The organism is Arthrobacter sp. RT-1 (assembly GCF_003367205.1).
In the GTDB taxonomy this organism is placed as follows: domain Bacteria; phylum Actinomycetota; class Actinomycetes; order Actinomycetales; family Micrococcaceae; genus Arthrobacter.
Genome location: NZ_QRGQ01000004.1, coordinates 38,495 through 53,377 on the forward strand (window position 1 = coordinate 38,495; position 14,883 = coordinate 53,377).

The following is a 14,883-nucleotide window of genomic DNA, read 5'->3' on the forward strand; positions in this document are numbered from 1 at the left end:
TCCAAACCAGCCGCCCGCCGTCGTAATTCATGCCACCGCTAGCTGCGCTCTGAACCCCGGTCCAGGAGGGGCTGCACCCGGAAGGGGATGAGTTCACCCATGGCCAGCGCGGTGTCTGTCCGGTCCACGCCGTTGCACGCGAGGATTTTCCCGTTGATACGGAACAGGTCTTCGGCGTCCAGTGCCACCACCCGCAGCAGCAGGTCGGCGGATCCGGTGAGGCCGTAGCCTTCCAGGATTTCCGGGATATCGGCCAGTTCCGTGGCCAGCCGGGTGAGCTTCTGCTGCTGGACGTGCACGGAGATGAACGCCATCAGCGGATAACCCAGGGAGGCTGGATTGATGCGCCGTTCGAAGGACAGGAAGACGTGCTTTTTCTCCAACTGGGACATCCGGGCCTGCACCGTGTTCCGGGAAAGGCCAAGCTTCTGGGCGAGTGCCACCACCGTTCTGCGGGGGTCCTGTGCCAGGGCCGAAAGGAGGCGGGTGTCGGTGCCATCCAGAGCTTGCATAATGCGCAACGCTAGCACGGTACTGCGCTGCCAAACAGAGCATTGTGCTCAGTCGGCGCCGCAGTGGTTGTACCTCCTGAGCATTGTGAGTAGGGTCACAATATCCGGGGCAACGGCGCCCGGGAGGCCAGCGGATCCGGGGACCACAAGTTCCAACGCCGCAGGTCAACGACGTGAGAAGGTTGCGGGCTATCGTGTCTACAGACGGAACGGGCCAGGGCAGTACAGAGGCCGACAACAGCGCCCAAGGTACCCACGGACCTGCCCATGGGCTGGTCCAGCTGATCACTCCTTCCGGGGAACGGGTCAGCCATCCGGAATTCGATTTCTGGGTCAGGGACATCACGGACGAACAGCTGTGCTCGCTGTACGAGGATATGAGTGTCATCCGGCGCATCGACGTCGAGGCCACGGCCCTGCAGCGCCAGGGTGAACTCGCGCTCTGGCCCCCGCTGCTTGGCCAGGAGGCGGCGCAGATCGGTTCGGGCCGGTCCTTGCGCCCCGACGACTTCGTGTTCTCCAGCTACCGGGAAAACGGGGTGGCGTACTGCCGGGGCGTGGATCTGACGGACCTGGTCCGCGTCTGGCGCGGCAACGCATCAGCCGGGTGGGATCCCTACGCGGTCAACATGGCCACTCCGCAGATCATCATCGGCGCCCAGACCCTGCACGCCACCGGCTATGCCATGGGCATCCAGAACGACGGCGCCGACTCCGTAGCCGTCACCTATTTCGGGGATGGCGCAACCAGCGAGGGCGACGTCAACGAGGCCATGGTGTTTGCCGCCAGCTTCCAGGTTCCGGTCGTGTTCTTCTGCACGAACAACCATTGGGCCATTTCCGAGCCCGTGCGGCTCCAGTCACACATCCAGCTCGCGGACAGGGCCACCGGCTTCGGAATCCCCAGCATGCGCGTGGACGGCAACGATGTCCTGGCCGTGATGGCCGCAACCCGCGTTGCCCTTGACCGGGCACGCCGCGGGGGCGGTCCCACGTTCATTGAAGCTGTCAGCTACCGGATGGGACCGCACACCACGGCCGATGACCCAACCCGGTACCGTGACCCCAACGAGCTTGAGGACTGGGCGGCAAAGGATCCGATCAGCCGCGTGGCGGCCCTGCTGGACCGGAAGGGGCTGCTGACCGACGAGCTGCAGCAGCAGGTTAAGGACAAGGCCGACACCGTGGCCCGCGAGATGCGCAACGGCTGCATCACCATGCCGGACCCGCAGCCGCTGGACGTCTTCAAGCACGTGTACAGCACACCCAACTCCTGGCTGGACCGGCAGCAGGAGCACTATGCCCGTTACCTGGCCTCCTTCGGTGATCCCGCCGGGGCCACTTCTGAAGAAGGTGCACGCTGATGACCCAGATGACCTTTGCCCGTGCCATCAACGCGGGCTTGCGCAAATCCCTTGAAAACGATCCCAAGGTGGTCCTCCTCGGCGAGGACATCGGTACCCTCGGGGGTGTCTTCCGGGTGACGGACGGGCTGCAGAAAGACTTCGGGAAACACCGCGTGGTGGACACCCCGCTCGCCGAATCCGCCATCGTGGGGACCGCCGTCGGCCTCGCATACCGGGGTTACCGGCCCGTGGTGGAAATCCAGTTTGACGGCTTTATCTACCCGGCGTTCGACCAGATCGTCAGCCAGGTGGCCAAGCTGCACTACCGTACGCGGGGAGCGGTGAAGATGCCCATCACCATCAGGGTCCCGTTCGGCGGGGGCATCGGCTCACCCGAGCACCATTCCGAATCACCGGAAGCGTACTTCACGCACACCTCCGGTCTGCGCGTGGTGACCGTGTCCAACCCGCAGGACGCCTGCACCGTGATCCAGCAGGCCATCTCCTGCGATGACCCCGTCATCTACTTCGAACCCAAGCGCCGCTACCACGACAAAGCGGACGTGGATGATGCCGTTGACTTCCGCAGCGCGGCACCCATGGATCAGGCGCGGGTCCTCACCGAAGGCACCGACGTCACCCTTGTCGCCTATGGGCCCCTGGTCAAAACTGCCCTCGACGCCGCTGCCGCCGCCGCCGACGAGGGAATCTCCATCCAGGTCATCGACCTGCGCTCGCTGGCTCCCGTCGATTACGACACGGTTGTCGGCTCGGTCCGGCGCACCGGCCGCCTGGTCATCACCCACGAAGCCGGTCAATCAGGCGGACTCGGGGCAGAGGTGGCGGCAAGCATCACGGAGCGCTGCTTCTACCACCTGGAAGCTGCACCGGTCCGGGTCACCGGCTTCGACATTCCGTACCCCTATTCGAAGCTGGAGATGCACCACCTGCCCGGCCTGGACCGCATCCTCGACGGAGTGGACCGGGCCCTCGGCAGGCCCAACTCCCTCAGCGGGCTGGAAGGATGAGCGTCACCATGATCAAGGAATTCCGGCTCCCGGACCTGGGCGAAGGACTCACCGAGTCCGAGATCCTCAGCTGGAAGGTGGGAGTGGGCGACACTGTCACCCTTAACCAGGTGATCGCCGAGGTCGAAACCGCCAAGGCAGTGGTGGAACTGCCGTCACCGTTCGCCGGGGTTATCAGGGAGCTCCACGAACAGCCCGGAACCATCGTCGAGGTGGGCAAACCGATCGTGTCGTTTGAAGTGGCGGACGACGCCGGCACGCCACCTTCCGCGTCAGGTGACACTGCCGCCGGGGTGCGGGAGGCGGAGGAAGGGGAGGCGCCTAAGAGGCAACCGAACCTGGTGGGGTACGGCGCCGTCATCGAAAGCTCCGGACGCCCCACCCGCCGGCCCCGAAACTTCGCCGCCCCGGTGGTTGAGCCTGTCCAAACCAGGCCGGTGGTTGAGCCTGTCGAGACCCAGCCTGTCGAAACCCAGTTTGCCGAAACGACGCCGGGTGAGCGGCCCCGCTCCACGCCGCCGGTGCGCAAGCTGGCCAAGGATCTCGGCGTGGACCTGGCGGCAGTCACCGGCACTGGCCCGTCCGGTCTCATCACCCGGGAGGACGTGCAGTCCTACCTTGAGGGCACGCCGACAGAAGCGCCGGGCGCCGACCAGCCGGTTCCGGACAGCCGGGAAACCGGAGCGGGGGAGCGCGAAACCCGGACCCCCATCAAGGGTGTCCGGAAATTTACGGCCGCAGCGATGGTGGAAAGTGCCTTCACCGCCCCGCACGTCACGGAGTTCCTCACCGTTGACGTCACGCCGAGCATGGAGCTCCTTGCCAGGCTGAAGGGCAGCCGGGAATTCTCGGCCTTGAAGCTGACGCCCCTGACCCTCGCGGCGAAGGCAGTGCTCATCGCCCTGCGGCGCAATCCCGCCCTGAATGCCCGCTGGGATGAAGCGAACCAGGAGATCGTCACCTTCAACTACGTGAACCTGGGCATTGCGGCAGCCACGCCGCGCGGACTGACGGTGCCGAACATCAAGGATGCCGATGCAATGTCCCTTGCGCAGCTGGCTGAAGCTTTGACGGCCCTCACCGAAACTGCCCGTGCGGGAAAGACCACTCCGGCGGACCTCTCCGGGGGAACTGTTTCGATCACGAATATCGGCGTCTTCGGCATCGACGCCGGCACACCCATCCTCAACCCGGGGGAAGCGGCCATCCTTGCCATCGGCACCGTGCGGACCATGCCGTGGGAATACCGTGGCGAGGTGGCCCTGCGGCAGATCATGACACTCAGCCTGTCCTTCGACCACCGGCTGGTGGACGGCGAACAGGGATCGAGGTTCCTGGCCGACGTCGGGGCCATCCTGGCCGAACCCGGCATGGTCCTGGCCATGGTCTAAATACGGGACGCCGGCCAGCAGCTACACGGCCGCCGGGTTATCTACCGTGAGGGCCGCCAGCGCCATCCCCTCAAGCAGCGGCCGGGCAGCCGCGGCCGCGATCCTGCGGCCGTGGCTGCGCACGGAATGCGGCGTGGAATTGATGAGGCCAAAGGTGGCATGCGCACGCATCCGGAGCTCCGAGGTATCGGTCCCGGGGTGCAGCCTGGCGAGCACGTCCACCCACACCTCCACATAGCTGCGCTGGAGGGCCCGCACCGCGGCCTGGTCCTGCTGGGAGAGGTTGCTGAAATCCCGGTCCTGGACCCGGATCACGTCCGGCTTGCCCAAGGCAAAGTCAACCTGGAACTCCACCAGCTGCCGCAGGGCGGTCAGGGGGTCCGGGCTGTCCTCCACCACTTTGCGGCCGCCGTCCAGCAGCTCCTCGCTGACCGTCACCAGCAGATCCGCCAGGACCGCCTGCTTGCCGGGAAAGTGACGGTAAACGGCAGGGCCGCTGACGCCTGCTGCTGCTCCAAGGTCCTCCAGCGACACCCGGTTGAAGCCGTTCACGGCAAACAGGGAGGCGGCGGCCGTCAGCAGCGCCTGGCGGCGGTTCTCCTTCGCCTTGCTGCGCTGGGTTGAACTGTTGCGCCGGGCTGCATTGCCCTGTTGGGTTGCACCGCCGTGCTGTGTTTCACCGCCGTGCTGTGTTTCACTGCCCTGCTGTGTTTCACTGCCGTGCTGGGTCGTACTGCTCTGCTGGGCCGGCGTGCGTTCGCTGGTCTGCGTTGCGTCGGTGCTGCGCACATTTCCTCCTCGGACCTGCAGATTCTAGCAAGACGCCTCTGTGTTGGACATCACAGTTAATAGAGACTAACCTGAATCTCAGTTATTCGCCACTAACCGAGTTGGCTCCTGCCGGCCTGGTTTGCACAGGAATGGACCCGTCGATGGAGACCCTTGTGAGCCTGCTGGACACCAGCAGCCAGGCGTTCGGTGCCAACCGCGAAGCGCAGCTCCAGCTGGCGGAGGACCTGCGGAAACGGTTGGCAGACGCCGCCCTGGGGGGTCCCCAGAAGTCCCGGGAACGCCACGTGGCGCGGGGAAAACTCCTGCCCCGCGAGCGCATCGACCAGCTGCTGGATGACGGCAGCCCCTTCCTCGAAATTGCACCCCTCGCCGCCACCGGGATGTACAACGACGAAGCTCCCGGCGCGGGGGTCATCGCCGGCATTGGCCTGGTGCACGGACGCCATGTCCTGGTCATCTCCAACGACGCCACGGTCAAAGGCGGCACCTACTATCCGATGACCGTCAAGAAGCACCTGCGGGCCCAGGAAGTCGCACTCGAGAACCGGCTGCCGTGCATCTACCTGGTTGATTCGGGCGGGGCATTCCTGCCCAAGCAGGACGAGGTTTTTCCGGACAAAGACCACTTCGGCCGCATCTTCTACAACCAGGCGCGCCTCTCAGCGGCAAAAATCCCGCAGATCGCCGCGGTGATGGGCTCCTGCACTGCCGGCGGCGCCTACGTCCCGGCCATGAGCGATGAAACCGTCATCGTGCGCAACCAGGGCACCATCTTCCTGGGCGGCCCGCCGCTGGTGAAGGCCGCCATCGGCGAAATTGTCACGGCCGAGGAGCTCGGCGGCGGGGACGTGCATTCGCGGATCTCGGGGGTGACCGACCATTTGGCGGAAAACGACCACCACGCCCTGCAGATCATCCGCGACATCGTGGCCACGCTGCCCAGACCGGCTGCCCCCGCGTGGGACGTGGAACCCGCCGTCGGGCCTGCCGCACACACGGAGGAGCTGTACGGGGCAGTCCCCACGGACGTCAACGCCCCCTATGACGTCCATGAGGTCATCGCCAGGCTGGTTGACGGCAGCAGGTTCCACGAGTTCAAGAAGGACTACGGCACCACCCTGGTCACCGGTTTCGCCCGCCTCCACGGCCATCCGGTGGGCATCGTGGCCAACAATGGCGTGCTGTTCAGCGAGTCGTCCCTCAAAGGCGCACACTTCATCGAGCTTTGCGACCAGCGCGGCATCCCCCTGGTGTTCCTGCAGAACATCTCGGGCTTCATGGTGGGCAGGGACGCGGAGCAGGGCGGCATCGCCAAGAACGGGGCAAAAATGGTCACGGCCGTGGCCACCGCCAGGGTCCCCAAGTTGACGGTGGTGATCGGTGGTTCCTTCGGCGCCGGCAACTACTCCATGTGCGGCCGCGCCTATTCGCCGCGGTTCCTCTGGATGTGGCCGGCAGCACGGATCTCGGTGATGGGCGGCAACCAGGCGGCAAGCGTGCTGGCAACTGTGAAGCGGGACCAGTACGAAGCGGCCGGCGAGGAATGGCCAGCCCGGGATGAGGAAGAGTTCAAGGCCCCCATCCGCCGGCAATACGAGGACCAGGGCAGCCCGTACTACTCCACGGCCCGGCTCTGGGACGACGGCGTCATCGACCCCGCGGATACCCGCACCGTCCTGGGCCTGGCACTGGACGTCGTCTCCCGCACCCCCTTGCCGGAAACCTCTTTCGGCCTCTTCCGGATGTGAGCCTGCCATGACCCTGCACTCAACGACGAGCATCACCGCACCCGGCACGGCCGCCGCCCGCCAACCGTTGTTCGGCACGGTCCTGGTGGCAAACCGCGGCGAAATCGCGTGCCGCGTCATCAGGACCCTCCGCGCCCTGGGTATCCGCTCGGTGGCCGTGTACAGCGATGCCGACGCCGGCGCCCGGCACGTCCGCGAAGCTGACTCGGCCGTGCGGATCGGCCCGGCGGCCGCCGCCGAGAGCTACCTGAACATCGAGGCGGTCATCGGGGCCTGCCGGCAGACCGGCGCCGAGGCTGTGCACCCGGGCTACGGCTTCCTGAGCGAGAACGTGGAGTTTGCCCGCGCCCTGGAAAAGGCCGGCATCACGTTCATCGGGCCTGGCGTGGAAGCCCTGAACATCATGGGGGACAAGATCCGCTCCAAAAACCACGTGGCGGGCTACGGCGTCCCGGTGGTTCCCGGCGTGGCACGCCCGGGCATGACGGACGCTGACCTGGTGGAGGCTGCCGCCGCCGTCGGATTTCCGCTCCTGATCAAGCCCTCCGCGGGAGGCGGCGGCAAGGGCATGCACGCGGTGGAAACCCCGGAGGACCTTCCCGGAGTCCTTGCGACTGCCCGGCGGGTGGCGGCCAGCGCGTTCGGTGACGACACCCTGTTCCTGGAACGGCTGGTGACCACCCCGCGGCATATTGAGGTCCAGGTATTGGCGGACAACCACGGCAACGTCATCCACCTTGGCGAGCGCGAATGCTCCCTGCAGCGGCGGCACCAGAAAGTGATCGAAGAAGCCCCGTCGCCCTTGCTGGAAAGCCTGCCCAACGGGCCGGAAGTCCGGGCCCGCATCGGCGAGGCAGCCTGCAACGCCGCCCGCAGCGTGAACTACAGCGGCGCCGGAACTGTGGAGTTCCTGGTCTCCGATGACGCCCCGGACGAGTTCTTCTTTATGGAAATGAACACCCGCCTGCAGGTTGAGCACCCCGTTACGGAGATGGTCACGGGCGTGGACCTCGTTGAGTGGCAGGTTCGGATTGCCGCGGGGGAGGAACTGACCGTCCGGCAGGCCGACGTCGTATTGGAAGGCCACGCCGTGGAGGCGCGTGTGTACGCCGAAGTACCGGAAAAGAACTTCCTGCCGTCCACCGGGCGGGTTTACCTGCTTGACGAGGTGCCGGACGGAGGGGAGGGACGGATCCGGGTGGATTCGTCACTGGTCGAAGGGCTGCAGCTGTCATCGAGCTACGACCCGATGATGGGCAAGGTCATCGCCTGGGGTGCGGACCGGGCAGCCGCACTGGACATCCTGGACGGGGCGCTCGCCGGCTACACCGCGCTGGGCCTGGACACCAATGTGGAGTACCTCCGGCTCCTGATCAACGATCCCGATGTCCAGAGCGGCCACCTGGACACCGGCCTCATTGAGCGGAAGCTGCCTGGCTTTGCTTTCCGCCGCGTCGATGAGGCCGAGCTGGTGGCCGCGGCCCTCTTCGTTGTCCAAGCCGGTGACCGGGCACCACAGGCGGCCGGTCCCTGGCACGCGGGTAATGGCTGGCGGCTGGGAGCTCCCGCTCCTCGGCGGGTGAGCTTGGGAACGCCCGACGGCGGCGTGGCCACGGTTGCGGTCAGCGGCGGTCCCGCCGCGGGAGACAGCATCGTGGCGGTCGACGGCGGGGCCGGCCGCACTGCCTCTCTTCGCTTTTCACGGCGAGGCCACGCGGAGCTGGCCCTCGACGGCGACGTCCACGAGTATGCGCTGGCTCCGGTCTACCCGGGGCCAGTCCACCCAGGGCCATCCTTTCCCGAACACGGCACTGCGGAACCCCGCGAAAGGGAGCCGGGGACGCCGCCGTCGGACGCCCCCTTGGAGCTGTTCCTCGGCAACGAAGGCTGGTCCTGCCGGCTGGAGGTGCTGAGCCGTGAGGCGCGGCTCGAACGGGTCCTGGCGGCGATCCAGCGGGAGGAAGGATCGGCGGACCCGGCCGTGCGTTCACCGATGCCCGGCACCGTCGTGTCCGTCCCGGTGGCCGACGGCGACCCCGTGGAAGCCGGCCAGGTCCTGGCTTCGGTGGAGGCCATGAAGATGGAACACCAGCTGCTGGCGCCGCTGGCCGGGACGGTGCACCTTACCGCACGGCCCGGCGACCTGGTGAAGGCGGACCAGATCCTGGCCACCATCCATCCAGCCGCCGCCCCGGAACAGCCACAAGACAGTTTGACGAATGGCAAAGGAGCCTAGACATGGCAGGTTTTGAACTCAGCGAGGAATACCAGGACCTCAGCGACACCGTCCGCGACTTCGCGGACACCGTGGTGGCCCCGGTATCGGCCAAGCACGACGAGGAGCACAGCTTCCCCTACGAAGTCGTGAAGCAGATGGCGGAGATGGGCCTGTTCGGCCTGCCCTTCCCGGAGGAGTTCGGCGGAATGGGCGGGGACTACTTCGCCCTCGCCCTGGTACTGGAACAGTTGGGCCGGGTGGACCAGTCCGTCGCCATCACCCTGGAAGCCGGCGTCTCCCTGGGCGCCATGCCCGTGTACCGCTTCGGCACGGACGCCCAGAAGGAGGAATGGCTCCCCATGCTGGCGTCCGGCCAGGCGCTCGCGGGCTTCGGGCTGACGGAACCCGAAGCCGGGTCAGACGCCGGCGGCACCAAGACCCACGCCCGGCGCGAGGGTGGCCAATGGGTGATCAACGGCAACAAGGAGTTCATCACCAACTCCGGGACGGACATCACCCGGCTGGTCACGGTGACCGCAGTCACGGGACAGAAGGAGCGTCCGGACGGCAGCCTGCAGAAAGAGATCTCCACCATCCTGGTGCCCACCGACACGCCCGGCTTCAAGGCGGAAAAGCCCTACAACAAAGTGGGCTGGAACGCCTCGGACACCCACCCGCTGACGCTGAAGGATGTCCGCGTCCCGGAAGCAAACCTGCTGGGTGCCGAGGGCCGCGGCTACGCCAACTTCCTTTCCATTTTGGACGAGGGCCGCATCGCCATCGCAGCCCTCGCCACCGGCGCCGCCCAGGGATGCGCGGACCTGTCCGTCAAATACGCCAAGGAGCGCAGGGCCTTCGGCCAGGAAATCGGCAAGTACCAGGCCATCTCCTTCAAGATCGCCCGCATGGAAGCCAGGGCCCACACCGCCCGCCTGGCCTACTACGATGCAGCCGCCCGGATGCTCGCCGGAAAGCCGTTCAAGACGCAGGCGGCCATCGCTAAGATGGTCGCAGGCGAGGCGGCCATGGACAACGCGCGGGATGCCACCCAGGTATTCGGCGGCTATGGCTTCATCAACGAGTTCACCGTGGCACGCCACTACCGCGACTCCAAGATCCTTGAAGTGGGGGAGGGCACCACGGAGGTCCAGCTGATGCTGATCGCCCGCGAACTGGGACTTTAGCGGGTCCGCTGGGCGGTAGAGCCGTCCGGTGGTCCAGCCTGTCCCGGTGGTCGAGCCTGTCGAGACCCTTGAAAGGACCAACGATGATCAACAAGGTTGTTGCCAGCGCCGACGAAGCAGTGGCGGACATCCCTGACGGCGCCTCCCTGGCCGTGGGCGGGTTCGGACTCTGCGGAATTCCGGTCACCCTCATCGACGCCCTGCACCGTGCCGGCACCTCCGGACTGGAAACGGTCAGCAACAACTGCGGTGTGGACGACTGGGGGTTGGGCATCCTGCTCCGGGACGGGCGCATCCGCCGCACCATCAGCTCCTACGTGGGCGAGAACAAAGAGTTCGCCCGGCAATACCTGGCCGGGGAGCTGGAAGTGGTCCTCACGCCTCAGGGCACCCTCGCGGAGAAGCTGCGCGCCGGCGGCGCCGGGATTCCTGCCTTCTTCACCAAGGCGGGGGTGGGCACGCAGGTTTCCGACGGCGGCCTGCCGCAAAAGTACGACGCCGACGGCGGGATCGCGGTGGCATCGGAACCGAAGGAGGTGCGCTCCTTCGCCGGGGTTGACTACGTGCTGGAGGAGGCCTTGACGCCGGACTTCGGGCTCGTCCACGCCTGGAAGGGCGACCGGCACGGCAACCTCGTCTTCCACGCCACGGCCATGAACTTCAACCCGCTCTGCGCCATGGCCGGCCGCATCACCATCGCGGAGGTGGAGGAACTCGTGGAGCCGGGAGAACTGGACCCGGAACACGTCCACACCCCCGGCATTTTCGTGCAGCGCGTAGTCCTGGCTTCCAACGCCGAGAAACGCATTGAGAAGCGGACCGTGGCGCTGGCAGCCCCGTCCGGCGGAGGTGCCGTCCCAGGAGCCGGCAGCAACCAGCAGGCAGGAGCTTAGCCATGGATCCGAACAGCCCCTACGCTCCGCGGCCCGAAGGCGTCCGCCCCGAGTACCGCCGCGCACCCTCCCAGCAGCACGCCGCCACCGGCGATGCGGCAGGCGAAGCCGAAACCAAAGGCTGGACGCGCAACGAACTGGCCGCCCGGGTGGCCATGGAGCTCAGCAACGGCCAGTACGTGAACCTCGGAATCGGGATGCCCACGCTGATCCCCAACTACATTCCCGCCGGTGTGGAAGTGGTGCTGCACTCCGAAAACGGAATCCTCGGGGTCGGCCCTTATCCGGCGGAGGATGCCGTTGACCCCGACCTGATCAATGCCGGCAAGGAAACCGTCACCGTCAACAAGGGCGCAGCATTCTTTGACTCTGCATCGTCCTTCGGGATGATCCGGGGCGGCCACGTGGACGTTGCCGTCCTGGGAGCCATGGAGGTGGCCGCAAACGGAGACCTGGCCAACTGGATGATCCCGGGCAAGATGGTCAAGGGCATGGGCGGGGCCATGGACCTGGTGTTTGGCGCCAAGAAAGTCATCGTGATGATGGAGCACGTGGACCGCAGCGGCAGGCCCAAAATCGTCCAGGAGTGCTCGCTCCCGCTGACCGGCAAGGGGTGCGTGGACCGGATCATCACGGACCTCGCCGTCATCGACGTCGTCAAGGACACCTCGGGATCGCGCCTGGTGCTGCGCGAACTGGCACCCAACGTCTCCGCGGAGGACGTCGCCGCAGCCACCGGCGCCGAGCTGTTCGAAGAAGACCAGGAACTCACGGTATGACCGGGAACGAGGCTTCAACGAGCCCTGCCACGGGCTCTGCCTCCGGCGCCCCGCGCGTCATCGAGCAGCGCGGGCTGTACTTCGATGAACTGGAAGAAGGGGTGGTTTACGCGCACCGTCCCGGCCGGACGGTCACGGAGGCGGACAACGTCCTGTTCACCACCCTCACCATGAACACGCAGGCCCTGCACCTCGACGCGGCCTGGAGCGCCGGCCAGCCGTTTGGCCAGCGGCTGGTCAATTCCATGTTCACGCTTTCCACGGTGGTGGGCCAGTCCGTCACCCAGTTAACGCAGGGGACCATCATCGCCCAGCTGGGCCTGACCGACGTGTCCTTCCCGCACCCGCTGTACCACGGGGACACCCTCTATACGGAGACCGTGATCGCCGGGAAGCGGCTCTCGCAATCACGGCCGGGCCAGGGGGTCGTGACCATGCAGCACACCGGCCGGAACCAGGACGGCGCCGTGGTGGCGCTCGCAACCCGAAGCTGCCTGATGTGGACCCGGGACGCACATACCCGGCAGCCCGGCAACGAACAGGAGACAATGCCGGTATGACCTTTGTGATGGGCCCTGCCCTGCTCTTTTGCCCTGCTGACCGGCCGGAACGCTACCAGAAGGCCGCCACCCGCGCCGATGCCGTCATCCTGGACCTCGAAGACGCCGTTGCCCCTGCCGACAAGCAGCGCGCCCGGGGTGCCATCCTTGCCCAGGTGGGGGCCACCGGCGACGTGCCGGAACTGGATCCCAGCCGGACCATCATCAGGGTGAACCCGGCCGGGACGGAGGAATTCGAAAAGGATCTGCACTCCCTGGCACACACGCCCTACCGCACGGTCATGCTGGCAAAGGCGGAAAGTGCCGAGCAGTTGAAAGCGCTTGAGGCCTACCAGGTCATCGCACTCTGCGAGACTGCCCTCGGCATCCTGAATGCGCCGGCCATAGCCGCCGCCCCCAACGTGGTTGCGCTCATGTGGGGAGCCGAGGACCTGTTGGCAACCCTGGGCGGTACGTCCAGCCGCGGGGACGACGGCGGCTACCGGGCCGTGGCGCTGCATGCCCGGTCATCGGTCCTTCTGGCTGCCCGCGCTTTCGGCAAGGAAGCGGTGGACGCCGTGTATGTCAACATCCCGGATCTCACAGGTTTGGCGGCGGAAGCGGCCGATGCCGTTGCGTCGGGCTTCAGTTCCAAAGCCTGCATCCACCCCAGCCAGGCCGCCGTGGTGCGGGGCGCCTACGCTCCTTCCGAGGCGGACGTGGCCGCGGCCTCAGCCCTGCTGCAGGCTGCCCGGACCGCCGGTTCCGGTGTTTTCCAGCACGAGGGAAAGATGATCGACGGGCCCATCCTGAAGCACGCCGAGGCCATCATCCGCCGGGCGGGGGAGCACGCCTAAAAGCTTGCAGGGATAAGGCTGCCCTGGAGTCCGGCACCGGTTTCCGCGTTGGCCGGCCGCTCACCTTCGCCGGCCTTGCGACCGCCGGAGGGAAGTCGGCGGGATGGCCTCGTAGAGCCGTGTACGCACCCACCGGTTCCCCGTCTCCCGGAACTCCTCGCGGGTGGCGAAACGGTAGTGGTAGCTGAGGACGCGCACCCAGCGGGGCGCCCCGCCGTCGAACGGGTCATGGCGCAGAAGCCGCAGGGTCTTCCGGTCCGCCTCCAGCAGCTTGCCGAGGAAGGCGTAAAACCACTCTTCGTGCACCGTCCGCAGCGGCAGGAACCACATGAGCCAGTCCAGCCGCAGGTGATAGGGGGCATACTGGCGGGGAATCCGGCGCACATCCCCGGGCTTACCCTTGAAGCCGTACTCACGCCAGTCGGAGGACTCATCGGGGTCGTCGTCCAGGGTGCCCTCCACCACAATCTCGATGCGCTGCTTGGTGACACTCCCGAACGCCCCGTAGGTGTTCACCAGCTGCCAGCGGTTGAAGCTCGCATTCATCAGCTGCCGGCGGGAGAACAGGTTCCGGAGCGGCCAGTAACTGAGCACCACCAGCAACAGGGTGGCAGCGAGCGTGATGACCAGCCACCAGAGCGGAGTCTCCCGCTCCACGCCCGCCCCGTGCCAGTCCACGGGGATGGCCGGCAGGACGGCGTGGGCCGCCGAATCGCTGACGGCGGCGAACGCCAGCACGATGGCGATCCAGTTCAGCCAGGCGAAGTTGCCGGTGGCCACCAGCCACAGCTGTGTCACGATGACGATCGCCGCCGCGACGCTGGCCACCGGCTGGGGAGCGAACAGCAGGAAGGGGACCACCAGCTGGGCGAAATGGTTGCCCAGCACTTCCACCTTGTGGAGGGGCTTGGGCAGCAAATGCGCCTGCCGGCTGAGCGGACCGGGCATTGGCTGCGTCTCATGGTGGTAGTACAGCGCGGTCAGGTCGCGCCACTCCCGGCCGCCGCGGATCTTGATCATCCCGGCGCCGAATTCCAGCCGGAACACCAGCCACACGATCAGGATCAGGATGGTCCGGGGCGGGTCCGTCTGGTCAGAACCGAGGAACGCCACGGTGAAGCCCGCTTCAAGGAGGAGCATCTCCCAGCCGAACCCGTAGAACGTCTGGCCCACGTTCACGATGGACATGTACAGCAGCCAGAGGGACAGGAACGCGATCAGCGGCACCCAGGGTGGTCCCATTTGCGGGAGTCCGGCCACCAGCAGCGCCGATATCACAAGCCCCGCCGCGCAGACTGCCCGCAGCAGGCCGTCGGAGTAGCGCCATCGGAAGAGGGTGGGCCGGCGCAGCCTGCTGAAGCCGCCCAGGTATTCCGGTGCCGGGAGAAGTCCGCGCTCACCCAGCAGCGCGGGGAACTGATTCAGCGAGGACAGGAACGCGACGAAGTAGAGCGCAGCGATGCCCCGCTGCAGCACTTGCCGGGCGAACTCGTATTCCGGCGCATCGAACCAAGACAGCCAGTCCACGGCATCCACGTTACGCCGGGCCGTGCCGAGGTCAAGGCGCAGCCGGTCAAGGAGGTGCGGGATACTTAA

General features: G+C 66.6%; 13 protein-coding genes. 10 read left to right on the top strand and 3 right to left on the bottom strand.

Annotated features, from left to right (window positions below):
- Nucleotides 1-38: 38 nt before the first annotated feature.
- Entirely contained in the window at nt 39-512 is a 474-nt protein-coding gene (locus tag DXK94_RS05265) for an Lrp/AsnC family transcriptional regulator (RefSeq protein ID WP_115524141.1), read from the bottom strand.
- Nucleotides 513-706: 194 nt separating this feature from the next.
- On the opposite strand from DXK94_RS05265, the gene pdhA reads away from it, so the two are divergent.
- The 3 genes from pdhA to DXK94_RS05280 are packed head-to-tail and all read left to right on the top strand — an operon-like array spanning nt 707 to nt 4,277.
- Nucleotides 707-1,876, top strand: coding sequence for a pyruvate dehydrogenase (acetyl-transferring) E1 component subunit alpha (gene pdhA / locus DXK94_RS05270; RefSeq protein WP_115524142.1), 1,170 nt, complete (start codon nt 707-709; stop codon nt 1,874-1,876).
- The gene (locus DXK94_RS05275; RefSeq protein ID WP_079595536.1) at nt 1,876-2,886 is read left to right on the top strand and encodes an alpha-ketoacid dehydrogenase subunit beta; all 1,011 of its coding nucleotides are present in this window, start codon (nt 1,876-1,878) and stop codon (nt 2,884-2,886) included. The genes pdhA and DXK94_RS05275 overlap by 1 nt, the downstream gene beginning before the upstream one ends.
- 8 nt (nt 2,887-2,894) lie before the next feature.
- Entirely contained in the window at nt 2,895-4,277 is a 1,383-nt protein-coding gene (locus DXK94_RS05280) for a dihydrolipoamide acetyltransferase family protein (RefSeq protein WP_258868443.1), read from the top strand.
- 21 nt (nt 4,278-4,298) lie between these two features.
- On the opposite strand, the gene DXK94_RS05285 is transcribed toward DXK94_RS05280, so the two are convergent.
- Nucleotides 4,299-5,066: a TetR/AcrR family transcriptional regulator gene (locus DXK94_RS05285; RefSeq protein WP_309544310.1), complete on the bottom strand. Its 768-nt coding sequence runs from the start codon at nt 5,064-5,066 to the stop codon at nt 4,299-4,301.
- Nucleotides 5,067-5,209: 143 nt separating this feature from the next.
- On the opposite strand from DXK94_RS05285, the gene DXK94_RS05290 reads away from it, so the two are divergent.
- From DXK94_RS05290 to DXK94_RS05320, 7 genes are all read left to right on the top strand, one after another.
- Nucleotides 5,210-6,817 carry a carboxyl transferase domain-containing protein gene (locus DXK94_RS05290; protein ID WP_115524144.1) on the top strand — a complete coding sequence of 536 codons (1,608 nt, stop codon included), beginning with the start codon at nt 5,210-5,212 and terminating at the stop codon, nt 6,815-6,817.
- A 7-nt stretch (nt 6,818-6,824) separates the two neighbouring features.
- Nucleotides 6,825-9,053, top strand: a complete 2,229-nt coding sequence (locus DXK94_RS05295; protein WP_115524145.1) for a biotin carboxylase N-terminal domain-containing protein — start codon at nt 6,825-6,827, stop codon at nt 9,051-9,053.
- Between the two features lie 2 nt (nt 9,054-9,055).
- Nucleotides 9,056-10,219, top strand: coding sequence for an acyl-CoA dehydrogenase family protein (locus DXK94_RS05300; RefSeq protein ID WP_115524146.1), 1,164 nt, complete (start codon nt 9,056-9,058; stop codon nt 10,217-10,219).
- A gap of 83 nt (nt 10,220-10,302) precedes the next feature.
- On the top strand, nt 10,303-11,112 hold the full coding sequence (locus DXK94_RS05305; RefSeq protein ID WP_115524147.1) for a CoA transferase subunit A: 810 nt from the start codon (nt 10,303-10,305) through the stop codon (nt 11,110-11,112).
- A 2-nt stretch (nt 11,113-11,114) separates the two neighbouring features.
- Nucleotides 11,115-11,891, top strand: coding sequence for a CoA transferase subunit B (locus DXK94_RS05310; RefSeq protein WP_079595528.1), 777 nt, complete (start codon nt 11,115-11,117; stop codon nt 11,889-11,891).
- Complete coding sequence (locus DXK94_RS05315) at nt 11,888-12,451, top strand: MaoC family dehydratase (RefSeq protein WP_079595527.1); 564 nt, start codon at nt 11,888-11,890, stop codon at nt 12,449-12,451. Before DXK94_RS05310 ends, DXK94_RS05315 begins: the two co-directional genes overlap by 4 nt.
- Nucleotides 12,448-13,287: a CoA ester lyase gene (locus DXK94_RS05320; protein ID WP_115524148.1), complete on the top strand. Its 840-nt coding sequence runs from the start codon at nt 12,448-12,450 to the stop codon at nt 13,285-13,287. The genes DXK94_RS05315 and DXK94_RS05320 overlap by 4 nt, the downstream gene beginning before the upstream one ends.
- Nucleotides 13,288-13,347: 60 nt before the next feature.
- Here DXK94_RS05320 and DXK94_RS05325 read toward each other — a convergent pair whose 3' ends face one another.
- Nucleotides 13,348-14,814 (bottom strand): lipase maturation factor family protein, encoded by a 1,467-nt coding sequence (locus DXK94_RS05325; RefSeq protein WP_115524174.1) that lies wholly within the window; start codon nt 14,812-14,814, stop codon nt 13,348-13,350.
- Nucleotides 14,815-14,883: the final 69 nt, after the last annotated feature.